The sequence below is a fragment of the Streptomyces sp. NPDC017943 genome (genome assembly GCF_044328425.1).
Taxonomy (GTDB): Bacteria; Actinomycetota; Actinomycetes; order Streptomycetales; family Streptomycetaceae; genus Streptomyces; species Streptomyces djakartensis_A.
This window is the reverse complement of sequence record NZ_JBIRHH010000008.1, coordinates 333,637-354,527: the sequence shown is the minus strand read 5'-3', so window position 1 is coordinate 354,527 and position 20,891 is coordinate 333,637. Positions and strand designations below refer to the sequence as shown.

Genomic DNA, 20,891 nt, shown 5'->3' with positions numbered 1-20,891 from the left:
TCACTCCCCCACGCCCGAGGACGCCACCGCGTCCACCGGCACCACACGCGCGAACCCGCCGTCCACCATCAGGTCCGCCACCGTCTCCAACTCCGGCGGATTGCCCGCCAGCCGCGACAGGAAGGCGTCGAAATCCTCCCCGCACGGCAGCAGCAGCCGCTCCACCCGCTCCGCCGGCGGCAGCGACGGATCCACGTCCCGCGCGTCGTCGTACGCGCAGAACCACACCGACCCGATCCGCTCGCCCTTCACCTTCACCGCGAGCAGCCCGCCCTGGACGAACGAGACACCCAGATAGTCCTTGGTCAGATGGTCGCGCAGGCACTTGTTCACGTACACCAGGTCGTTCACCGCCGCCTCGTCGCGCACCGTGAAGAACGGCTGGTCCACCAGCAGCCCCAGCTCCGCGTCCAGCGCCGCGCCCACCGGCGCGCAACCGCCCGCCGCCTTCAGGAACGACCGGTACGCACCCGGCAGCCGGTACCCGAGGTCCTCCTCGACACCCTGCACCTGCGACTCGGTCACCGCCACACCCGACTTCGGCAGCCCGAAGTGCGCCGGACGCGTCTCCTGCAACGGCCGCGTCCCCCGCTTGTCCTGGTCCACGCCCGACGTCGCCACCCCGCCGTGATGCCGCAGCAGTGCCTTCACCTCGACCGGGACCAGCTCCAGCCGCCGCGTGTCCGCCACGTGGTGCCACGTCCAGCCGTGCGGCGTCGCCACCGCCGGCACCGTGTCCCACAACTCGTGCCCCGACGCCGCCAGCGCCGTGTTCGCCGACACGTAGTCCGTCAGCCGCAACTCGTCCACACCGAAACCCTCCGGCGGCTCCGCGATCTCCGCGGCCGCGCGCGCGTAGGGCGAGAAATCGGGGTGACCACGCTCGTCGACCCGTACCCCTCTCGGGTGACGGGCCGCCCGCACCGGATCCGGGAAGTGCACGACCTGCCCGGCATAGGCCGCGTTCGGCGGCGCGGCGTGTCCCCCGGCCTGGCGGCCGGGAGGCGCCCCCAGCCCGAGCCGACCTGTCGTCATGGCGGTTGCCCCCTGCGGCACTCTGTACGACCCGTATTGACCACCCTTGGCGCACTACGGCCCGTATCGACTGTCACGTCTGCTGATGCGACTTCCTGCACTTCACTGCGTCCCCGGCCACCACGGATCACCCTCCGGTTCACTGCATCGAACCCCGAACGGATCACCGCTTCGACCGCGGTGCCGGACAGCCTATGCGGTACGACGACACCGGTCACCGGCGCCGGTCGCCGCCCCCCGGCGCACCCGTGACCCGCCGTCACCCCACCGTCACGACACGCCCCGCCCCGGGCGTGTCGCACCGCCCCAGCTTCCGCACCAGCCACGGCATTTGGCAGTCTGTGACCACCCGGGGGGATGCACGGAGGGGAATACGATCATGAACGCGACACAGACGGGACCACACACCGGCAGGCCCGCCGGCCACCACGACGGCGACCCGCGCACCGCAGTCCCGCACCCCGCGGACCCCCCGGGCGGAGACCCCCGCATCGGCTGGAGCGCCACCGCGGCGGCCCACGCCCCCGTCCTGCGCCACCGCCGCGACGGCATCCTCCCCACCGTCGCCGCCGCCCTCTCCGTCCGCGGCACGACCCTCACCGGCACCGCCGCCCGCGGCGACACACCCCCCGCCCTGCACCCCCTCGTCCAGGACTTCCTCGACACCCTCACCAGCACCCAGCGCGACCGCTTCACCGGCCGCTGCGCCGAGACCATCCTCATCTCCCGCCACATCGCCGCAGCCGACGCCGCACGCAGCAAACGCGCCGCACGCAAGCCCATGACCAACGGCGAGGCCCGCAAAGCCCTCAAGCACGCCAAACTCACCGCCCGGCGCATCCGCGAGGACGGCGACCCCCTCCACGGCAGCTTCGCCACCCCCTGCCGCGCCTGCACCGCCCTCAGCGCCCACTTCGGCGTCCGCATAGTCGACCCCGCGGACCAGAACACCTGACGCGCCCACGATCGCGCCCGTCACCCCGCCACCCCGTCACCCCGTCACCACGACAAGACAAAGGGCAGATGCACACCGACCGCACCTCGACCACCCGCTTCGCCGTACCCGTCGACGCAGCCCTGCGCGCCGCCGGCTGGCAACCCGGACGCTGGGACATCAAACAAGCCGAGATCTGGGCCGACGCCCTGCGCGACCACGCCTCCCCCGCAGGCCACCGCCACAGCGTCTTCCCCGCCGCCGTCGAGGCCTGGGCCGAGTTCGGCGGACTCCACATCACCCCCAGTGGCCCCGGCCGCCAGGTCGCCCCCGCCACCCTCCACCTCGACCCGCTGCACGGCCTCCACATGGCCCGCACCCTCGGCGACCTCGGCCGCGCGCTCGACACCGAGGTCTGCCCCCTCGGCGCCGAGACCGACACCCAGGCCCTGCTCGCCATCGACACCGACGGCCGCGTCTACACCCTCGACCACACCGGCGACTGGTACCTCGGCACCGACATCGACCAGGCCCTGGCCACCCTCATCGCCGGCACCGCACCCGCCCGCCTCACCACCCACTGACGCGAGCCCCGCACCCGGCCCGGCCACGCCCGCCAGGCCCGGCCACGCGCGCCACGCCCGGCTACGACGCCGGAATCACCGCCGACACCCGGAAACCCCCCGCGTCCGTCGGCCCCGACACGAACACCCCGCCCAGCGCCGACACCCGCTCCTTCATCCCCACCAGCCCGTTCCCCCCGGACGGCAGCCGAGCCGACGACGCCGCCTCCTCGGGCGGCTCGTTCTCCACCTGCATCGCGATCTCCGACACCCGGTGCGCCAGCCGCACATACGTCTTCGCACCCGCCGCGTGCTTGTGGACGTTCGTCAACGCCTCCTGCACCACGCGGTACGCCGTCTGCTCCACCAACGGCGCATACGACCGGGCCTCCCCCTCCACCGACAGATCGACCACCATCCCCGCCGCGGCCGACTGCCCCACCAGCTCCTCGATCTCCGCCAGACACGGCCCGTCGTCGTCCGCCGCCCGCGACGCCGCCGCAGCCGCGGCCGCCGCCGCCCCCACCGCCGCCAACGGCACCGACTCCGCCCGCGCACGCCGCTCGTCCCCACCACTGCGCAGCACCCCGAGCATCTCCCGCAGCTCGGTCAGCGCCTGCCGCCCCATGTCCCCCACCAGCACGGCGTTGCGGACCGCCTTCTCCGGATCCTTGCGGGCCACCGCCTGCAACGCCGCCGCGTGCACCACCATCAGACTCACCCGGTGCGCGACCACGTCGTGCATCTCGCGCGCGATCCGCGTCCGCTCCTCGTTGCGGGCCCACTCGGCCCGCTCCTCCGCCCGCTCCGCCAGCAACTGGAGCTCCCGCTCCAGACTGTCCGCGCGCTCCCGCAGACTCTCCATCAGCCGCCGCCGCGCCCCCACGTACAGACCCAGCAGCACCGGGGGCGCCGTGAAGCCCAGCGACATCGTGACCGCCGCGAACGGCACGAACCAGTCACCCAGGTCCAGCTCCCCGCGCGACATGTCCTGCCGCGTCTTCACGAACGTCACGATGAGCGTCCCCACCAGCGACATCCCCGCCAGCGAGGCGACGATCCGCCGGGGCATCTCGGCCGCGGCCAGCGTGTACAGGCCGACGATGCCCATCATCAGGCCCATCTCCGCGGGCGTGATCGCGATGGACACCAGCACGACCGCGATCGGCCACCGCCGGCGCACCAGCAGCACGGAACCGGCCAGCAGACCGAAGACGACCCCCGCCGCCACCGGAATCCCGGCGTCCCTCGCGAACGGGATCCCCTCCAGCGCGCACTCCAGCGCGGACACCACGGCCAGACTCGCGTCGAACACGGCGCTGCGCCGCCTGGCCCACCACCACGGCCCTCCCCGGGCCGTCACATGGTCTTCCCCCGTCGCGGTCATGCCCCCAGCCTACGGGCGCCCCCCGCCGGTTTTCCGGTGAGTTTCCCGGACTCGCCCGCACCACACGCGGTGACCGATCGGCTGCGAATTCACCCGACATCCCTCGAACTGCTGAATCGCACGCCGTTCGATCCCGGAGTCGGTCATTCCGCCCGGACGGTATGCGTATGACACATGCATCCGGCAAGTACGCCGACTTCGAGGCCCTCCGCGAGAAGGCGGTGGCCCTGCGCCGCCAGGGCCTCTCCCTCCGGCAGATCCGCGACGAACTGAAGATCTACAACAACGACATCCTCAACCGCCTGGTGAAGGGCGAACCGCCACCGGCCTGGACGAGGCGCCCGAACGCCAAGGACGACCTCCGGGCACGGGCCAGGGAACTACGCCTCCAGGGCTGGACCTACGACCGGATCGAGGCGGAGCTCGGGTGCTCGAAGAGCTCGATCTCCTTGTGGGTGCGGGATCTGCCGAAGCCGGAGCGTCGTGACCCGACCGAGCAGGCGAAGCTGGCGGCGCGGAAGCGCTGGGAGCACGAACTCGCCATCCGGGACGAGGAGCGACTGCGAACCAAGCGGGCTGCGGCACAGGAGACCGCCGAACTGTCGGCCCGTGACCTGTTCATCGCCGGCGTGGCGCTCTATTGGGCCGAGGGCTCGAAGGACAAGCCCTATGACCGACGTGAGAACGTGCTCTTCGTCAACAGCGACCCAGGGGTGATTCGGCTCTACCTGGCATGGCTGGACCTGCTGGGCGTGGAACGCGACCGCCTGCGGTATCGCGTCATGATCCATATGACAGCCGACGTCGAGGGTGCCGAGCGCTACTGGGGCGACGTGGTGGGCGTTGACAGCTCCACATTCCAGAAGACGACGATCAAGAAGCACAACCCGAAGACCGTCCGCAAGAACGTGGGCGAGAACTATCGGGGTTGCCTCGTGGTCCGCGTCTCCCAAGGCGCCGAGTTGTACCGTCGTATCGAGGGCTGGTGGCATGGAATGGTTTCCGGGATCACCACGTCCTTCTCCTCGGGTAAGGTCTGACGCAGCCATCCGCCATGGGGTAACTGGTAGCCCGCGGGCCTTTGAAGCCCTGTAGTGCTGGTTCGAATCCAGCTGGCGGAGCTGCGCGGTGCGGGCCCTGACAGTCACGTCAGGGCCCGCACCCATGCCCCCCGGAAAACCCCCCGGTATCCTGCGGATGACACCCCACCCCATCCACAGCCGAAGGGCATCCCGTGAGCGCCAACCGCCCGGCAGCCGTCGTCGTTCTCGCAGCGGGTGAGGGCACCCGTATGAAGTCGGCCACACCCAAGGTCCTGCACGAGCTCTGCGGTCGCAGTCTCGTCGGGCACGTGCTCGCCGCCGCGGGCGAGCTGGACCCCGAGCACCTGGTCGTGGTGGTCGGTCACGCGCGGGAGAAGGTCACCGCGCACCTGGGCGAGATCGCGCCCGGCGTCCGCACCGCCGTGCAGGCCGAGCAGAACGGCACGGGGCACGCCGTGCGGATGGGCCTGGAGGAGCTGGGCGGGTCGGTCGACGGGACGGTCGTGGTCGTGTGCGGGGACACTCCCCTGCTGACCGGCGCGACGCTGCGGGCGCTCGCCGGGACGCACTCCGCGGACGGCAACGCGGTCACCGTGCTGACCGCCGAGGTGCCGGACGCGACCGGCTACGGCCGGATCGTGCGGGACGACGCCACGGGTGCCGTCACGGCGATCGTGGAGCACAAGGACGCGACGGACGCGCAGCGGTCGATCCGGGAGATCAACTCGGGTGTGTTCGCGTTCGACGGTCAGCTGCTGGCCGACGCGCTGAAGAAGGTGCGGACGGACAACAGCCAGGGCGAGGAGTACCTGACGGACGTGCTCGGGATCCTGCGTGAGGCGGGGCACCGGGTGGGGGCGTCGGTGGCCGGTGACCACCGTGAGATCGCCGGGATCAACAACCGGGTGCAGCTGTCCGAGGCCCGCCGGATCCTGAACGACCGGCTGCTGACCGAGGCGATGCTGGCGGGGGTGACCGTCATCGACCCGGCGACGACGTTCGTCGACGTGACCGTGACGTTCGAGCAGGACGCCGTCGTCCACCCGGGCACGCAGCTGCACGGCGCGACGCATCTGGGTGAGGGCGCGGAGGTCGGGCCCAACTGCCGGCTGACCGACACCCGGGTGGGTGCGGGCGCGCGGGTGGACAACACGGTGGCCGTGGGTGCCGAGGTGGGGGCGGACGCGACGGTGGGTCCGTACGCGTATCTGCGTCCGGGGACGCGGCTGGGCGCGAAGGGCAAGATCGGGACGTACGTGGAGACGAAGAACGCCTCGATCGGTGAGGGCACGAAGGTGCCCCATCTGTCGTACGTCGGTGACGCGACGATCGGTGAGCACACGAACATCGGTGCCGCCAGCGTGTTCGTGAACTACGACGGGCAGGAGAAGCACCACACGACCATCGGCTCGCATTGCCGTACGGGCTCGGACAACATGTTTGTGGCGCCTGTCACGGTGGGGGACGGTGCGTACACCGCTGCGGGGTCCGTGATCACGAAGGATGTGCCGGCGGGTTCGCTGGCCGTGGCCCGTGGTCAGCAGCGGAATATCGAGGGTTGGGTGGCTCGCAAGCGTCCGGGGAGCGCGGCCGCGAAGGCGGCGGAGGCGGCTTCCCGGGGGTCGGCCGAGGAGGGCTGACCGGAAACCGTTGCCTGAAACACGGCGTACGGTGATAAGTGCACACCCGCACCCCCACCAGCTGAGACGGCCTCCGGCAAGCCGGCTGCGAGGTCTCTCGACACCCAGCTGCGACACCTCTGAGGAGACAGTGCTGTGACCGGGATCAAGACGACCGGCGAGAAGAAGTTGATGTTCTTCTCCGGCCGCGCCCACCCCGAGCTTGCCGAGGAGGTCGCCCAGCAGTTGGGTGTCGGGGTCGTCCCGACGAAGGCCTTCGACTTCGCGAACGGCGAGATCTATGTGCGGTATCAGGAGTCGGCGCGTGGTGCCGACTGCTTCCTGATCCAGAGCCACACGGCTCCGATCAACAAGTGGATCATGGAGCAGTTGATCATGATCGACGCGCTGAAGCGTGCGTCGGCCCGCTCCATCACGGTCATCGTGCCGTTCTACGGTTACGCGCGGCAGGACAAGAAGCACCGCGGGCGTGAACCGATCTCGGCGCGTCTGATCGCGGACATGATGAAGACCGCGGGTGCGGACCGGATCCTGACCGTGGATCTGCACACGGACCAGATCCAGGGCTTCTTCGACGGTCCGGTGGACCACCTGTTCGCGCTGCCGCTGCTGGCGGACTACGTGGGCCGGAAGGTGGACCGGGAGAAGCTGACGGTGGTGTCCCCGGACGCGGGCCGTGTGCGGGTGGCGGACCGCTGGTGCGACCGGCTGGGCGCGCCGCTGGCGATCGTGCACAAGCGCCGGGACAAGGACGTCGCGAACCAGGTCACGGTCCACGAGGTCGTGGGTGAGGTGAAGGGCCGCGTGTGCGTCCTGGTGGACGACATGATCGACACCGGTGGGACGATCTGTGCCGCGGCGGACGCGCTGTTCGCGCACGGTGCGGAGGACGTGATCGTGACGGCGACGCACGGTGTGCTGTCGGGTCCGGCGGCGGACCGGCTGAAGAACTCGCGGGTGAGCGAGTTCGTGTTCACGAACACGCTGCCGACGCCGGGTGAGCTGAGCGGTGACATGGACAAGATCTCGGTGCTGTCGATCGCGCCGACGATCGCCAGGGCGGTGCGTGAGGTGTTCGAGGACGGTTCGGTGACGAGCCTGTTCGACGAGCAGTAGAGATCGTTTTGGAGGCGGCCTTCCTGGCCGAGTAGACTGCTGCAGTTGCTCGGCGAGGGAGGCCGTTCCCGTTTGTTGGCGGGATGCGGCGGTCCGTTATCGACGCGCTCTTCGTAGCAGGCCGTTCGTGGCCGGGTGACCACGTTCGTCGACTGACTATGAGGAGTGATCATGTCCGAGGTGAAGATCGCCGCCGAGACGCGCACCGAGTTCGGCAAGGGTGCTGCGCGCCGTATCCGTCGTGAGGACAAGGTTCCCGGCGTGCTGTACGGGCACGGTTCGGACCCGCTGCACCTGACCCTGCCGGGTCACGCGCTGCTGCTGGCGCTGCGTACGCCGAACGTGCTGATCGCGCTGGACATCGACGGCAAGACCAACGAGCTGGCGATCCCGAAGTCCGTGCAGCGCGACCCGCTGAAGGGCTTCCTGGAGCACGTGGACCTGCTGCTGGTCAAGCGTGGCGAGAAGGTCACGGTGGAGATCCCGGTGCAGGCCGAGGGTGAGCTGGCTCCGGGCGGCAACCTGCTGGAGCACGTGCTGAACGCGCTTCCGGTCGAGGCCGAGGCCACGCACATCCCCGAGGCCGTGACGGTGTCGGTGGAGGGTCTGGAGGCCGGTGCCTCGATCCTGGCCAAGGACATCGAGCTGCCCAAGGGCGTCACGCTGGCCGTCGAGGAGGACGCCGTCGTCCTTCAGGTCCTGGCCGCGCAGGCCGAGGAGGCTCCGGAGGGCGAGGAGGCCGCTGAGGAAGAGGCCGCCGAGGCCTGATCCTCAGCGTCGTCGTGTGGTCGGCCGCTGTTCCCGTGCGGGGCAGCGGCCGACGCGTATGAAGGAGACAGGGACGTGACGACCGATGCGGCCGCGCCGTGGCTGATCGTGGGGTTGGGCAATCCGGGGCCGGAGTACGCGGGGAACCGGCACAACGTGGGCTTCATGGTGGCCGATCTGCTGGCCGGGCGGATCGGGGGGAGGTTCAAGCGGGCCGGGAAGGCGCAGGCGCAGGTGGTCGAGGGCCGGATCGGGCCGCCGGGGCCGGCGGGCCGGCGGGTGGTGCTGGCGAAGCCGATGTCGTACATGAACCTGTCGGGCGGGCCGGTGAACGCGTTGCGGGACTTCTACAAGGTGCCGGTGGCGCATGTGGTGGCGGTCCATGACGAGTTGGACATCGACTACGGGGTGCTGCGGCTGAAGCTCGGGGGCGGGGACAACGGGCACAACGGGCTGAAGTCGATGACGAAGGCGTTCGGTGCGGACTATCACCGGGTGCGGTTCGGGATCGGGCGGCCGCCGGGGCGGATGCAGGTGGCGGATTTCGTGCTGAAGGACTTCTCGTCCGCGGAGCGCAAGGAGCTGGACTACTTCGTGGACCGGGCGGCGGACGCGGTGGAGTGTCTGGTGCTGGACGGTCTGGAGCGGGCGCAGAGTACGTACAACTCCTGACTTGTCACCCGGCGAGGTTGACGGGTTGTTCAGGCATGGCCAATGATCCCGGCCATGCCTGCCCACGCCACGCCCTCCCGTCCGGTGTCGGCCGTCGCGCTGCGGTTCGGGCGGTTCGCCGCGATGGGGGCGCTGGCGGTGCTGATCCTGGTGGCGGGCGTGTGGGCGTCGTGGGGGACGGCGCAGCACGTGATGCTGACGAAGGGCCGGGAGCGGGGCACGGTCGAGGTGACGCGGTGCGGGACGGACTCGTGCCAGGGCCGGTACACGCCGGTGTCGGCGGGGTCGCAGCCGCGGTCGCGGGTGGTGCTGGAGAAGTCGGTCGCGGTGGAGCCGGGCCGGACGTACATGGTGGTGCTGAAGCCGGGCGGTGAGGCCGCGGTGCGTTCGGGTCCGGCGGGGGTGCTGTACGCGTGGATCCCGCTGGGTGGTGCGCTGTTGCTGGCGTCGGTGGTGGTGGCGGGGGGTCTGCTGCGGTCGCGGGCGGCGTGGGTGCTGGCGCTGTCGGGGGTGGCGTTGCTGACGGCGGCTTTCGTGACCGTCTGAGGGGCCGCCGGTGTTCGTCGTGCGCCGGATGCGGCCGTGCCCCCGGGCCCTTGCGGGTCCGGGGGCACGGTTGTGTGCGGGTGCGGGTCAGCCGGTGTTGCGCAGGCCCGCGGCCACGCCGTTGACGGTGAGGAGCAGGGCGCGGGCGAGCAGCGGGTCGGGCTCCTCGCCGGCGGCGGCCGCCTCGCGCTGCCGCTTGAGCAGGGCGACCTGGAGGTAGGAGATGGGGTCGAGGTAGGCGTCGCGGATGGTGAAGGTCTGCTTCAGTACGGGCGCGGCGTCGAGGAGTTCGTTCTCGCCGGTGACGCGGAGCACTTCGCGGACGGTCAGTTCGTGTTCGGCCTTGATGGTGTCGAAGACGTGCTTGAGCTCGTCGGGCACGAGGGTGTCGACGTAGTGCTGGGCGATCCGCAGGTCGGTCTTGGCGAGGGTCATCTCGACGTTGGAGATGAAGTTGCGGAAGAAGTGCCACTGCTGGTGCATCTCGTCGAGGACGGTGTCGAGGCCGGCCTCGCGCAGGGCCTTGAGGCCGGAGCCGACGCCGAACCAGCCGGGGACGATCTGCCGGGACTGGGTCCAGCCGAACACCCAGGGGATGGCGCGCAGGCCGTCGAGGGAGACGCCGGAGCCGGGGCGGCGGGAGGGCCGGGAGCCCAGGTGCAGGTCGGCGAGCTGGTCCACGGGTGTCGACGCGAGGAAGTAGGTCGGCAGGTCGGGGTCCTCGACGAGGTTGCGGTAGGCGGCGTGGGCGGCGTCGGAGACGACGTCCATGGCGGCGTCCCAGCGGGCGAGTGCCTCGGTGGACTGGCGGGGCGCGGTGTGCAGGGCGGAGGCCTGGAGGGTGGCGGCGACGGTCAGTTCGAGGTTCTCGCGGGCCAGGGACGGGATGAGGTACTTGTCGGAGATGACCTCGCCCTGTTCGGTGACCTTGATCTCGCCTTCGAGGGTGCCCCAGGGCTGGGCGAGGATGGCGTCGTGGGTGGGGCCGCCGCCGCGGCCGACGGTGCCGCCGCGGCCGTGGAAGAGGCGCAGGCGGACGCCGTAGCGGTGGGCCACGTCGCGCAGGCGGCGCTGGGCGCGGTGGATCTCCCACTGGCTGGTGGTGATGCCGCCGAACTTGGAGGAGTCGGAGTAGCCGAGCATGACCTCCTGGACGTCGCCCCGCAGCGCGACGAGGCGCCGGTAGGACGGGTCGGAGAGCATGTCCTCGAGGATGGTGTCGGCGGCCTTGAGCTCGTCGGTGGTCTCCAGCAGCGGCACGATGCCGATCTTGGCCCAGCCCGCGTGGAGGTCGAGGAGGCCGGCCTCGCGGGCGAGGACGGCGGCGGCGAAGACGTCGTCGGCGCCCTGGCACATGGAGATGATGTAGGACTCGATGACCTCGGGTCCGAAGACCTCCAGGGCCTTGCGCACGGTCTGGAAGACGCCGAGCGTCTTCTCGCCGGCGGCGTCGACGGGTGCGGGGGTGGGGGCGAGGGGCCTGCGGGAGCGCAGTTCCTTGGCGAGGAGCTTGGCGCGGTAGTCGCGGGGCATGTCGGCGTAGCGCCAGGATTCCTCGCCGAGCCGGTCGAAGAGCTGGCCGAGGGCGTGGTGGTGGGCGTCGGCGTGTTCGCGGACGTCCATGGTGGCGAGCTGGAGGCCGAAGGCGGCGAGGGTGCGGATGGTGCGGGCGAGGCGGCCGTCGGCGAAGAGGCCGCCGCGGTGGGCGCGCAGGGACTCCTGGATGATCCGCAGGTCGGCGAGGAGTTCGCCAGTGCCGAGGTAGTCGCGTCCGTCGACGTGGGGGGTGCCGTCGGCGAGGCGCTTCTTGGTGTTCTCCAGCTTCTGCCGGATGCAGGTGGCCTTGAGCCGGTAGGGCTCCTCGGCGTTGAGGCGCTTGTAGCGGGGGCTGATCTCGGGGAGGTTGTCGAGGTCGGCGTGGAGGGAGGTGAGCAGTTCCTCGGTGGCGCCGGCGTAGCGGATGGAGTTGGACAGGAAGCCGCGGAGCTCGTCGATGGTCTCCAGGGCGTCGTTGATGCCGTGCTCGTGCTGGAGGATGAGGACGTCCCAGGTCACCTGGGGGGTCACGTTGGGGTTGCCGTCGCGGTCGCCGCCGATCCAGGTGCCGAAGGTGAGGGGGCGGGTGTCGTCGGGGAGCTTGACGCCGGCGCGCTCCAGTTCGGCGGTGAGGTCCTCCAGGACGTCGCCGACGGCGCCGGCGTGGAGTTCGTCGAGGTAGTAGACGGCGTTGCGGGCCTCGTCGGCGGGCTCGGGGCGGACGACGCGCAGTTCGTCGGTCTGCCAGACGAGGTCGATGTTCTCGGCGAGCCGGGTGTCGAGGCGGCGGCGGTCGGACTCGATGACCGGGGTCTCCAGGAGCGCGGCGATGCGCCGGAGCTTGTTGAGGACGGACCGGCGGGCGGCCTCGGTGGGGTGTGCGGTGAACACGGGGCGGACGTTGAGGTTGCGGACCGTCTCGCGCAGGTGTTCGGGGTCGGCGTCCTTGAGGCGGTCGGCGGTGCGGGCGAGGAGTCCGCCCTCGGCGGCGCGGCGGGCGCGCAGCTCGCGGCCGCGGTGGACCTGCTCGGTGACGTTGGCCAGGTGGAAGTAGGTGGAGAAGGCGCGGACCAGCTTGGCCGCGGTGTCGAGTTCGGTGCCGCGCAGCAGCTCGGCGGCGGCCTCACCGTCCTCGCGGGTCAGTCGGCGTACCTTCTCGACGAGGTCCAGCAGCTCGGGGCCCTCCTGCCGGACGAGGGTCTCCCCGAGGAGGTCGCCCAGGCGGCGGATGTCGGCACGCAGCTCACTGCTCGTCGTGGTCTGGTCGTCGGCACTGCTCACAGGTGCGGCTCCTTGCAGTGTTGAAGCTCGTCTGGGAGGGGAACCCGGACGGCGTCTCGCGCGGCGGGCGCCGCTTACGGGGCGGGGCGTCCGGGAAGAAATCAGAGCGGACCGCGCTGTCCGACCGACTCAAGGATAGGTGTCGACCGGGACGCGCAGGCCGTCGGGCCCTTGCCGCGGAGCACCGCACTGCCATACTTACGATGCCGTAGGTTACGGAACCGTAGGGAGCACGGCACGGATTCCCGTGGCCCGGCCACACCATCTCCCTCCACATACCCCCCAGGGGACGCGTATGACCAGTAGTTCCGATGTGATCGAGGACGCCGCGAAGGCACCCGGTCGGTCCAGCGACGCCGCAGCCTCCGCCACGCTGGGTGGCGAGAAGAAGCGGTCCATCGAGCAGCTCGCCCTGCTTGTCTTCATCATCGTCCCGTTCGTCGCGCTGCTGGCGGCCGTGCCGCTGGCGTGGGGTTGGGGAGTGAGCTGGCTGGACCTCGGTCTGCTGGTCTTCTTCTACTTCCTGGGGTGCCACGGCATCACGATCGGGTTCCACCGCCACTTCACGCACGGCTCCTTCAAGGCCAAGCGCCCGTTGAAGATCGCTCTGGCGATCGCGGGGTCCATGGCGGTCGAGGGGCCCTTGGTGCGCTGGGTGGCCGACCACCGCAAGCACCACAAGTTCTCCGACGCCGAGGGCGACCCGCATTCGCCGTGGCGGTTCGGCGAGACGCTGCCGGCCCTGATGAAGGGCCTGTGGTGGGCGCACATCGGCTGGATGTTCGACGAGGAGCAGACGCCGCAGGAGAAGTACGCCCCGGACCTGGTCAAGGACAAGACGCTCCGCACCATCTCGCGCCAGTTCGTGCTGTGGACGGTGGTGTCGCTGGGGCTGCCGGCGCTGATCGGCGGTCTGGTGACGATGTCCTGGTGGGGCGCGTTCACGGCGTTCTTCTGGGGTTCGCTCGTGCGGGTGGCGCTGCTGCACCATGTGACCTGGTCGATCAACTCGATCTGCCACGCGGTGGGCAAGCGGCCGTTCAAGTCGCGTGACCGCTCGGGCAACGTGTGGTGGCTGGCGATCCTGTCGTGCGGCGAGTCCTGGCACAACCTGCACCACGCCGACCCGACGTCCGCGCGCCACGGCGTGATGCGCGGGCAGGTGGACTCCTCCGCCCGGCTGATCCGCTGGTTCGAGCTGGCGGGCTGGGCGTACGACGTGCGCTGGCCGTCACGCTCGCGTATCGATTCGCGCCGTACCGGCGGGGAAGGCGGCTCCCGGCGCGGGAAGGAACCCGCCGAGGCGGCATGATGGTCGCTGTGGCGACCGACTCGAGCAGCAATCCCAGCAATGACAAGCCGCGGCGAGTGCGTCGCACCCGTATGACCGGTGCCGAGCGCCGTCAGCAGCTGCTGGAGATCGGTCGCACGCTCTTCGCCGCGAAGGGCTTCGAGGGCACCTCGGTGGAGGAGATCGCGGCGAAGGCCGGGGTCTCCAAGCCGGTGGTGTACGAGCACTTCGGCGGCAAGGAGGGCCTGTACGCGGTGGTCGTGGACCGTGAGATGCGGTGCCTGCTGGACATGGTCACCGGCTCGCTGACCGCCGGTCACCCCCGCGAACTGTGCGAACAGGCGGCGTTCGCGCTGCTGGACTACATCGAGGAGTACACGGACGGGTTCCGCATCCTGGTCCGTGACTCGCCCATCCCCCAGTCGACGGGGTCGTTCGCGTCGCTCATCTCGGACATCGCCACCCAGGTGGAGGACATCCTGGGCCGCGAGTTCAAGAGCCGCGGCTTCGACCCGAAGCTGGCCCCGCTGTACGCCCAGGCCCTGGTCGGGATGGTCGCGCTGACGGGTCAGTGGTGGCTGGACGTGCGCAAGCCGAGGAAGGCCGAGGTGGCCGCGCACCTGGTGAACCTGGCCTGGCACGGCCTGGACGGCCTGGAGGCCAAGCCCCACCTGATAGGCCGCCGCAAGGCCTGACCGCGCCGGCCGGCCGGCCCCGGCCGTCAGTCCCCCCTGCGTGCCACGGCGAAGACGCGGCGGAAGGGGAACACGGTGCCGTGCGGGCCGGGCGGGTAGGCCGCGCGCAGGGCTGTGCGGTACTCGGCGACGAACGCCTCGCGCGCCGCGGGGTCGTCGCCGAGGGCGGTGAGGACGGGCCGCAGCCCGGTCCCCTCGACCCAGTCGAGGACCGGGTCCGGCCCGTGCAGCAGGTGGAGGTACGTCGTCTCCCACACGTCGGCCGCGCAGCCGAGCGCGGTCAGCCGCTCGTGGTAGGCCGCCGGGGAGAGCACGGCGTCGGCGTGGCGCAGGACGCCCTCGAGCCGGTCGCGCCAGCGGGGCGAGACGGCGAGGGCGCGCATGAGGCGATGGCTGGGGGCGTCGAAGTTGCCGGGCACCTGGAAGGCGAGGGTGCCGCCGGGCTTCAGCGCGGCCGTCCAGTCCGCGAACCGTTCGGCGTGTCCGGGCACCCATTGCAGGGTGGCGTTGCTGACGATCAGGTCGTGCGGCTCGCCGGGTGTCCAGGTGCGGGCGTCGGCGGGGGCGAAGTCCAGCCGGCCGCCGCCCGCGGTGGGCCCCTCGTGGTCCACGTGGGCCCGGTCGAGCATCTCGGCGGAGTTGTCGTAGCCGGTGATCCGCGCGGTGGGCCAGCGGCCGGCGAGCAGGGTGGTGACGTTGCCCGGGCCGCAGCCGAGGTCGGCGATGCGGGGGCGGTCCGGCGGCTGCGTGGGCAGGTCGGGGACGCGGGCCAGGAGATCGGCGAAGGGGCGGGCGCGGTGCCCGGCGTGCCGCAGGTACCGGTCGGGGTCCCAGGTGGGGGTGTCCGCGGGCATGGGTCCTCCAGGTGTCCGGCCGGTGTCCCCGGGTGCGGACGCTCGGCGCCTGCACCCAGCGTGATCCCGCAAGTCTCTTGATGTCAAGAAGATCGACGTCAAGAGACTCTACGTCGACACAACCACTACACTGATCGTCATGGAGGACGAGGTCGATCGGCTGGTCGCAGCGTGGCGCCGGGAGCGCCCGGACCTCGACGTGGAACCGCTCGAGGTGCTCAGCCGCGTCAGCAGGCTGGCCAGGCACCTGGACCGGGCCCGGCGCCTGGCCTTCTCGGAGCACAACCTGGAGCCGTGGGAGTTCGACGTGCTGACGGCGCTGCGCCGGGCGGGCACGCCGTACCAGCTCTCGCCGGGGCAGCTCCTCACCCAGACCCTGGTCACCTCGGGCACGATGACCAACCGCATCGACCGGCTGGCGAAGAAGGGCCTGGTGGAGCGCCTCCCGGACCCCAGCGACCGGCGGGGCGTGCTGGTGCGGCTGACGGACGAGGGCCGGGACCGCGCGGACCAGGCCCTGTCCGGACTGCTGGACCAGGAGCGGGCGATCCTGGCGGAGCTCTCCAGCGGCCAGCGCGGTGAGCTGGCCGGTCTGCTACGCCAGTTGACCGCCCCGTTCGACAACATCCCCGGCTAGGTCGGCCGGTCCCACCCCGGCCCGCCGGGCGAGGGCCACGGCGGCGAGCGTGGAGTGCACGCCGAGTTTGCCCAGCACGTTCTGCATATGGGTCCGCACGGTGTGCGGCGACAGGTACAGGCGCTCGGCGACGGCCTTGCGCCCCAGCCCCGCCACCATGCACCGCAGCACCTCGCGCTCCCGCGGCGTGAGCGACTCCACGAGCCGCTCGCTCTCGGTGCGGTGCTTGCGGGCGGCGGTCAGTTCGCGCAACACCCCGGTCAGCAGGGCGGGCGGCAGATGCGTCTCGTCGCGCAGCACCCCGCGGATGACCGTGAGCAGCCGGGACAGCGAGCAGTCCTTGGCGACCCAGCCGCAGGCCCCTGCCTGCAGGGCGAGCGCGGCCCGCCGCGGGTCGTCCTTCTCGGCGAGCACGACGATCCGTACGTTCGGCTGCGCGGTGCGCACCCCGGTGACCAGGGAGATCCCGTCGACCAGCCCGTCCTCGTTGCCCTCCTGCACCGGCACGGCCGGGCGGGCGCCCGGGACCTTGCCGCCCAGGTCGGCGTCGACGAGAGCCACATCGAAGCGGCGCCCCTCGGCGACCGCCCGCTCCAGGCTGCGCAGGGCGGCCGGGCCGCTGCCCGCCGCGGACACCTCGACGTCGGGCTCGGCGGCCAGGGCCGCGGCGAGCGACTCGGCGAAGATGCGGTGGTCGTCGACGACCAGGACTCGGATGCGAACCACGTAACCCCCTTCCCCGATGCTCCCGAGGAGCAGGGGATCCCCATCGTCGGAAGACGACACCGCGCGGGCACGACGCCGGAGTGCGGTGACCGGCCGCGTCCGTGCTCGTCCGCAGCCGCACCGGGTCGCCGCAGCCGCACGGCCGCCGCCGTGCAGGAACCGCCACCCCCACCCCGGGCGCCGTACCCGGCTGTCTCGCCCCCTGAGCGGCACCGGCCCCCACCGGTGCTGTTCATCAGAGTACGGACGGGTGCCCGGAGCGGAAGGTTATTTGCAGAACTGACTGTCCGACGCGTTTATGGTGTGCCGCATGTTCCGTCTTGAGACAGAAGTCGACAAGGACCGACGTGATCTGCTCCGTACCCGGTTGCGGGACTCCAACACGACCGCCTCGGCGATCCTGCGCTCGCTGCGCGGAACGCCCGGCGAGCGGGACGTCCCCTTGCATGTGTGGGCTGTGAACGAGACGGACGGCGATCTCGCCGGCGGGCTCGTCGGCTACACCTGGGCGACCTGGCTGCACGTGACGCACCTGTGGGTCGACGACCGCCACCGCGGCGCGGGCCTGGGCAGCCGCCTGCTCGCCCGCGCGGAGGACATCGCGCTCTCGCAGCGCTCCTGCCGCTTCTCCCGCCTGGAGACCTGGGACTTCCAGGCCCCCCGCTTCTACGAGAAGCAGGGGTACCGGGTGGCGTGCACCGTGCCGGACTACCCGCCCGGCGTCACGGAGTACTTGCTGACGAAAACGCTTCGGTGAGGCTCAGGCCAGCCGGCGGGCACCGGCCGACGGCACCGCTTCGAAGACCCGGGGCGCGGTGAAGCCCGCCGCCGCGAAGGCCTCCGTCACCGCCTTGCCGATCGCGTCGACGTCCGCCTCCTCCGCCAGGACGATCGCCGAGCCGCCGAAGCCGCCGCCGGTCATGCGGGCGCCCAGCGCGCCGGCCGCCAGGGACGCCTCGACGACCAGGTCCAGCTCCGGGCAGGAGATGCGGAAGTCGTCCCGCAGGGAGGCGTGGCCCTCGACCAGGACGGGCCCGATGCCGCGGGTCTCGCCCGCCTCGAGCAGGGAGACCACGCGCTCCACCCGCCGGTCCTCGGTGACCACGTGCCGGACCAGGCGGCGGACCTCCTCCTCGTCGCCGAGGCGGTCCAGGGCCGCGTCCAGGTCGTGGTAGGCGATGTCGCGCAGGGCGTCGACGCCCAGCAGGGCCGCCCCCTTCTCGCAGCCCGCGCGGCGCTTGCCGTACTCGCCCTCGCTGTGGGAGTGCTTGACCTGCGTGTCGACGACCAGCAGGCGCAGGCCCTCGGCCGCCAGGTCGAAGGGGATCTGCTGCTGGGAGAGGTCCCGCGTGTCGAGGAACAGGGCGTGGCCCTGCGTGCAGCAGGCCGACGCCGTCTGGTCCATGATGCCGACGGGCGCGCCCACGTAGACGTTCTCCGCGCGCTGGCACAGGCGGGCCAGCTGCCAGCCGCGCAGGCCCAGGTCGAACAGGTCGTTCAGGGCCAGCGCGACCACGACCTCCAGGGCCGCCGAGGAGGACAGCCCGGCGCCCGAGGGGACCGTGGAGGCCAGGTGGACGTCCGCGCCGGTGACCGCGTGGCCGGCCTCCCGCAGGGCCCAGACCACGCCGGCCGGGTACGCCGTCCAGTCCTTGTCGGACTCGGGTGCCAGTGCGTCCAGGCGCAGTTCGGCGACGCCGGAGTCCACGTCGGCGGAGTGCAGGCGCAGCACGCCGTCGTCGCGGCGGGAGACGGCCGCGACCGCCGTGTGCGGCAGGGCGAACGGCATGACGAAGCCGTCGTTGTAGTCGGTGTGCTCGCCGATGAGGTTCACGCGGCCCGGAGCCGCCCAGACCCCCTGCGGCCCCGTGCCGTACAGCTCGGTGAACCGTTCGGCGACCGTGCCGGCGACAGCCTCGCTCATGCCCTGCTCCCTGACCTTCTCGTAGCTACTGCTTGCCGTGCCGCCGGGCGAAGTCCCACGCGTCGGCGACGATGCCCGCGAGATCCGCGCGGGACGGGTTCCAGCCCAGCTTCTCGCGGGCCGTGGCGGCGGACGCCACCAGGACCGCCGGGTCGCCGCCGCGGCGGGGGGCGACGACCTCGGGGATCGGGTGGCCGGTGACCCGGCGGACGGTGTCGATGACCTCGCGGACGGAGAAGCCGCTGCCGTTGCCGAGGTTGCAGATCAGGTGCTCGCCGGGGGTGGCGGCCCTCAGCGCCAGCAGGTGGGCCTCGGCCAGGTCTGCGACGTGGATGTAGTCGCGCACGCAGGTGCCGTCCGGCGTCGGGTAGTCCTCGCCGAAGACGGAGATCGCCTCGCGCCGGCCCTGCGCCACCTGGAGGACCAGCGGGATCAGATGGGACTCGGGGTCGTGGCGCTCGCCGAACTGCCCGTAGGCGCCCGCCACGTTGAAGTAGCGCAGGGAGACCGCGCCCAGGCCGTGCGCCGCCGCCTCGCCGGTGATCATGTGGTCGACCGCGAGCTTCGAGGCGCCGTAGGGGTTGGTGGGCCGGGTGGGGGCGGACTCGACGATCGGGACCTGCTCCGGTTCGCCGTAGGTGGCGGCCGTGGAGGAGAAGACCAGCGTGCGCACGCCCGTCTCGCGCATGGCGCCGAGCAGGGCCATGGTGCCGCCGACGTTGTTGTCCCAGTACTTCTCCGGCTTCACGACCGACTCGCCGACCTGGGAGGAGGCGGCGAAGTGCAGGACGCCGTCGAAGGAGGAGTCCAGCCATTTGGCGGCGTCGCGGATGTCGCCCTCGACGAAGGAGGCCCCGGCCGGGACGCCTTCGCGGAAGCCGGTGGAGAGGTCGTCGAGGACGACGACCTCGTGGCCGGCCTCCAGCAGGTGCTGGGCGACCACACCGCCGACGTATCCCGCGCCGCCCGTCACCAGGTACTTCCCGCTCATGAACTCGCTACCTCTCGCAGTCGCTCGGCCGCGCGCTCCGGCGGCACGTCGTTGATGAACACGTTCATGCCGGACTCGGAACCCGCGAGAAACTTCAGCTTGCCGGAAGTGCGGCGGATGGTGAAAAGCTCGAGGTGCAGTGCGAAGTCCTCGCGCACGACCCCGTCGAACTCCTCCAGCGCGCCGAACGGTGCCTGGTGCCAGGCCGCGATGTACGGCGTCGGCGGCTCGCCCTCACCGAAGATCCGGTCGAAGCGCCTCAACAGTTCCAGGTAGACCTGGGGGAATTCTGTGCGCGCGGCCTCGTCCAGGGCGAGCAGGTCGGGCACCCGCCGCTTGGGGTACAGGTGGACCTCGTAGGGCCAGTGCGCCGCGTACGGCACGAAGGCCACCCAGTGCTCGCCCTCCAGGACGACCCGCTCCCCGGCGAGTTCGCGCCGCACGACGGCGTCGAAGAGGTTCTCCCCGCCCGTCGCCTCCTTGTGGGCCGCGGCCGAACGGAGCATCAGCGCGGTGCGCGGGGTGGTGAAGGGGTAGGCGTAGATCTGCCCGTGCGGGTGCTGGAGCGTCACGCCGATCTCGGCGCCCCGGTTCTCGAAGCAGAACACCTGCTCTACGGCGGGCAGATGGGACAGCTCCGCGGTGCGGTCGGTCCAGGCTTCCAGCACCAGGCGCACCTGCTCCTCGTCGAGGTCGGCGAAGGAGGCGTCGTGGTCGGAGGTGAAGCAGACGACCTCGCAGCGGCCCGAGTCGCCGGCGAGGGAGGGGAAGCGGTTCTCGAAGACGGCGACGTCGTAGGAGGAGTCGGGGATCTCGCTGAGCCGGTCGCCCTCGGAGGGGCACAGGGGGCACTCGTCGGCCGGCGGGTGGTAGGTGCGGCCCTGGCGGTGCGAGGCGACGGCGACCGCGTCGCCGAGCAGAGGGTCGCGGCGGATCTCCGACGTGGTGACCGTGCGGTCCAGGGGGCGGCGGTCGACCGCGTCCCGGACGGTGTCGTCCCGCAGGTCGTAGTAGAGGAGCTCGCGGCCGTCGGCCAGCCGGGTCGAGGTCTTCTTCACGCCGGACTCCCTCATCCTGCTCACTCGGCTTCACACTCAGCCTTCAAACACGGCCTTCAAGCACAGCCTTCAAACATAACCCAACATATTGAAACACAACTCACCACAGCGGGTCAACATCACAATCAAACAAAGAGCACCACCCGACGTGTTCAATGACGGAACGCGGAGAAGTGGACTTCCGCCAGGTATCG

Annotated in this window: 20 protein-coding genes and 1 tRNA gene; 13 read left to right on the top strand and 8 right to left on the bottom strand. The window is 71.2% G+C overall.

Annotated elements, in window-relative coordinates; all coding sequences use genetic code 11:
- Entirely contained in the window at window positions 1-1,035 is a 1,035-nt protein-coding gene (locus tag ACH4C6_RS26575) for an SMI1/KNR4 family protein (RefSeq protein ID WP_398111097.1), read from the bottom strand.
- Between the two features lie 379 nt (window positions 1,036-1,414).
- On the opposite strand from ACH4C6_RS26575, the gene ACH4C6_RS26570 reads away from it, so the two are divergent.
- Both ACH4C6_RS26570 and ACH4C6_RS26565 read left to right on the top strand, forming a co-directional pair.
- Window positions 1,415-1,990, top strand: coding sequence for a YwqJ-related putative deaminase (locus ACH4C6_RS26570; protein ID WP_398111096.1), 576 nt, complete (start codon window positions 1,415-1,417; stop codon window positions 1,988-1,990).
- Window positions 1,991-2,058: 68 nt separating this feature from the next.
- A complete protein-coding gene (locus tag ACH4C6_RS26565; RefSeq protein ID WP_398111095.1) occupies window positions 2,059-2,553 on the top strand; it encodes an SUKH-3 domain-containing protein in 495 nt (164 codons plus the stop codon).
- A gap of 61 nt (window positions 2,554-2,614) precedes the next feature.
- On the opposite strand, the gene ACH4C6_RS26560 is transcribed toward ACH4C6_RS26565, so the two are convergent.
- On the bottom strand, window positions 2,615-3,919 hold the full coding sequence (locus ACH4C6_RS26560; RefSeq protein WP_398111094.1) for a histidine kinase: 1,305 nt from the start codon (window positions 3,917-3,919) through the stop codon (window positions 2,615-2,617).
- Between the two features lie 167 nt (window positions 3,920-4,086).
- Here ACH4C6_RS26560 and ACH4C6_RS26555 point away from each other — a divergent pair, with 167 nt between their 5' ends.
- From ACH4C6_RS26555 to ACH4C6_RS26525, 7 genes are all read left to right on the top strand, one after another.
- A complete protein-coding gene (locus ACH4C6_RS26555) occupies window positions 4,087-4,959 on the top strand; it encodes a hypothetical protein (protein ID WP_398111093.1) in 873 nt (290 codons plus the stop codon).
- 8 nt (window positions 4,960-4,967) lie between these two features.
- Window positions 4,968-5,040 (top strand) — tRNA-Gln (locus ACH4C6_RS26550).
- Between the two features lie 113 nt (window positions 5,041-5,153).
- Window positions 5,154-6,602, top strand: a complete 1,449-nt coding sequence (glmU, locus tag ACH4C6_RS26545; RefSeq protein WP_398111092.1) for a bifunctional UDP-N-acetylglucosamine diphosphorylase/glucosamine-1-phosphate N-acetyltransferase GlmU — start codon at window positions 5,154-5,156, stop codon at window positions 6,600-6,602.
- Window positions 6,603-6,737: 135 nt separating this feature from the next.
- Window positions 6,738-7,718 carry a ribose-phosphate diphosphokinase gene (locus tag ACH4C6_RS26540; protein WP_333935471.1) on the top strand — a complete coding sequence of 327 codons (981 nt, stop codon included), beginning with the start codon at window positions 6,738-6,740 and terminating at the stop codon, window positions 7,716-7,718.
- Between the two features lie 171 nt (window positions 7,719-7,889).
- Entirely contained in the window at window positions 7,890-8,486 is a 597-nt protein-coding gene (locus ACH4C6_RS26535; protein ID WP_398111091.1) for a 50S ribosomal protein L25/general stress protein Ctc, read from the top strand.
- 75 nt (window positions 8,487-8,561) lie between these two features.
- Window positions 8,562-9,158: an aminoacyl-tRNA hydrolase gene (gene pth, locus ACH4C6_RS26530; protein WP_398111090.1), complete on the top strand. Its 597-nt coding sequence runs from the start codon at window positions 8,562-8,564 to the stop codon at window positions 9,156-9,158.
- A 54-nt stretch (window positions 9,159-9,212) separates the two neighbouring features.
- Entirely contained in the window at window positions 9,213-9,704 is a 492-nt protein-coding gene (locus ACH4C6_RS26525; protein WP_398111089.1) for a hypothetical protein, read from the top strand.
- 87 nt (window positions 9,705-9,791) lie between these two features.
- Here the strand turns inward: ACH4C6_RS26525 and ppc are convergent, their stop codons facing one another.
- Entirely contained in the window at window positions 9,792-12,521 is a 2,730-nt protein-coding gene (gene ppc / locus ACH4C6_RS26520) for a phosphoenolpyruvate carboxylase (protein WP_398111088.1), read from the bottom strand.
- Between the two features lie 295 nt (window positions 12,522-12,816).
- On the opposite strand from ppc, the gene ACH4C6_RS26515 reads away from it, so the two are divergent.
- A complete protein-coding gene (locus ACH4C6_RS26515; protein WP_398111087.1) occupies window positions 12,817-13,833 on the top strand; it encodes an acyl-CoA desaturase in 1,017 nt (338 codons plus the stop codon).
- Window positions 13,830-14,507 carry a TetR family transcriptional regulator gene (locus tag ACH4C6_RS26510; protein WP_398111086.1) on the top strand — a complete coding sequence of 226 codons (678 nt, stop codon included), beginning with the start codon at window positions 13,830-13,832 and terminating at the stop codon, window positions 14,505-14,507. The genes ACH4C6_RS26515 and ACH4C6_RS26510 overlap by 4 nt, the downstream gene beginning before the upstream one ends.
- Before the next feature lie 26 nt (window positions 14,508-14,533).
- Here the strand turns inward: ACH4C6_RS26510 and ACH4C6_RS26505 are convergent, their stop codons facing one another.
- Window positions 14,534-15,361: a trans-aconitate 2-methyltransferase gene (locus ACH4C6_RS26505; protein WP_398111085.1), complete on the bottom strand. Its 828-nt coding sequence runs from the start codon at window positions 15,359-15,361 to the stop codon at window positions 14,534-14,536.
- 139 nt (window positions 15,362-15,500) lie between these two features.
- Here ACH4C6_RS26505 and tamR point away from each other — a divergent pair, with 139 nt between their 5' ends.
- Window positions 15,501-15,998, top strand: coding sequence for a MarR family transcriptional regulator TamR (gene tamR / locus ACH4C6_RS26500; RefSeq protein ID WP_398111084.1), 498 nt, complete (start codon window positions 15,501-15,503; stop codon window positions 15,996-15,998).
- Here the strand turns inward: tamR and ACH4C6_RS26495 are convergent.
- On the bottom strand, window positions 15,957-16,724 hold the full coding sequence (locus ACH4C6_RS26495; protein WP_398111083.1) for a LuxR C-terminal-related transcriptional regulator: 768 nt from the start codon (window positions 16,722-16,724) through the stop codon (window positions 15,957-15,959). The two genes, tamR and ACH4C6_RS26495, sit on opposite strands and share 42 nt — an antisense overlap.
- A 298-nt stretch (window positions 16,725-17,022) precedes the next feature.
- Between ACH4C6_RS26495 and ACH4C6_RS26490 the strand changes: the two genes are divergently transcribed.
- On the top strand, window positions 17,023-17,481 hold the full coding sequence (locus ACH4C6_RS26490) for a GNAT family N-acetyltransferase (RefSeq protein WP_398111082.1): 459 nt from the start codon (window positions 17,023-17,025) through the stop codon (window positions 17,479-17,481).
- Window positions 17,482-17,484: 3 nt separating this feature from the next.
- Here the strand turns inward: ACH4C6_RS26490 and galK are convergent, their stop codons facing one another.
- The 3 genes from galK to galT are packed head-to-tail and all read right to left on the bottom strand — an operon-like array spanning window position 17,485 to window position 20,697.
- Window positions 17,485-18,648 carry a galactokinase gene (gene galK, locus ACH4C6_RS26485; RefSeq protein ID WP_398111081.1) on the bottom strand — a complete coding sequence of 388 codons (1,164 nt, stop codon included), beginning with the start codon at window positions 18,646-18,648 and terminating at the stop codon, window positions 17,485-17,487.
- 25 nt (window positions 18,649-18,673) lie between these two features.
- Window positions 18,674-19,639: a UDP-glucose 4-epimerase GalE gene (gene galE, locus ACH4C6_RS26480; RefSeq protein ID WP_398111080.1), complete on the bottom strand. Its 966-nt coding sequence runs from the start codon at window positions 19,637-19,639 to the stop codon at window positions 18,674-18,676.
- Window positions 19,636-20,697 carry a galactose-1-phosphate uridylyltransferase gene (gene galT / locus ACH4C6_RS26475; RefSeq protein WP_398111079.1) on the bottom strand — a complete coding sequence of 354 codons (1,062 nt, stop codon included), beginning with the start codon at window positions 20,695-20,697 and terminating at the stop codon, window positions 19,636-19,638. Before galT ends, galE begins: the two co-directional genes overlap by 4 nt.
- Window positions 20,698-20,891: the final 194 nt, after the last annotated feature.

Bases quoted from the DNA above. Each gene is read 5' to 3' on its own strand.
- galE (WP_398111080.1), bottom strand. From the start codon at position 19,639: ATGAGCGGGAAGTACCTGGTGACGGGCGGCGCGGGATACGTCGGCGGT.
- ACH4C6_RS26565 (WP_398111095.1), top strand. From the start codon at position 2,059: ATGCACACCGACCGCACCTCGACCACCCGCTTCGCCGTACCCGTCGAC.
- ACH4C6_RS26490 (WP_398111082.1), top strand. From the start codon at position 17,023: ATGGTGTGCCGCATGTTCCGTCTTGAGACAGAAGTCGACAAGGACCGA.
- ACH4C6_RS26505 (WP_398111085.1), bottom strand. From the start codon at position 15,361: ATGCCCGCGGACACCCCCACCTGGGACCCCGACCGGTACCTGCGGCAC.
- ACH4C6_RS26515 (WP_398111087.1), top strand. From the start codon at position 12,817: ATGACCAGTAGTTCCGATGTGATCGAGGACGCCGCGAAGGCACCCGGT.
- ACH4C6_RS26555 (WP_398111093.1), top strand. From the start codon at position 4,087: ATGACACATGCATCCGGCAAGTACGCCGACTTCGAGGCCCTCCGCGAG.
- tamR (WP_398111084.1), top strand. From the start codon at position 15,501: ATGGAGGACGAGGTCGATCGGCTGGTCGCAGCGTGGCGCCGGGAGCGC.
- galK (WP_398111081.1), bottom strand. From the start codon at position 18,648: ATGAGCGAGGCTGTCGCCGGCACGGTCGCCGAACGGTTCACCGAGCTG.
- ACH4C6_RS26570 (WP_398111096.1), top strand. From the start codon at position 1,415: ATGAACGCGACACAGACGGGACCACACACCGGCAGGCCCGCCGGCCAC.
- ACH4C6_RS26510 (WP_398111086.1), top strand. From the start codon at position 13,830: ATGATGGTCGCTGTGGCGACCGACTCGAGCAGCAATCCCAGCAATGAC.
- ACH4C6_RS26525 (WP_398111089.1), top strand. From the start codon at position 9,213: ATGCCTGCCCACGCCACGCCCTCCCGTCCGGTGTCGGCCGTCGCGCTG.
- ACH4C6_RS26575 (WP_398111097.1), bottom strand. From the start codon at position 1,035: ATGACGACAGGTCGGCTCGGGCTGGGGGCGCCTCCCGGCCGCCAGGCC.
- ACH4C6_RS26535 (WP_398111091.1), top strand. From the start codon at position 7,890: ATGTCCGAGGTGAAGATCGCCGCCGAGACGCGCACCGAGTTCGGCAAG.
- ACH4C6_RS26560 (WP_398111094.1), bottom strand. From the start codon at position 3,919: ATGACCGCGACGGGGGAAGACCATGTGACGGCCCGGGGAGGGCCGTGG.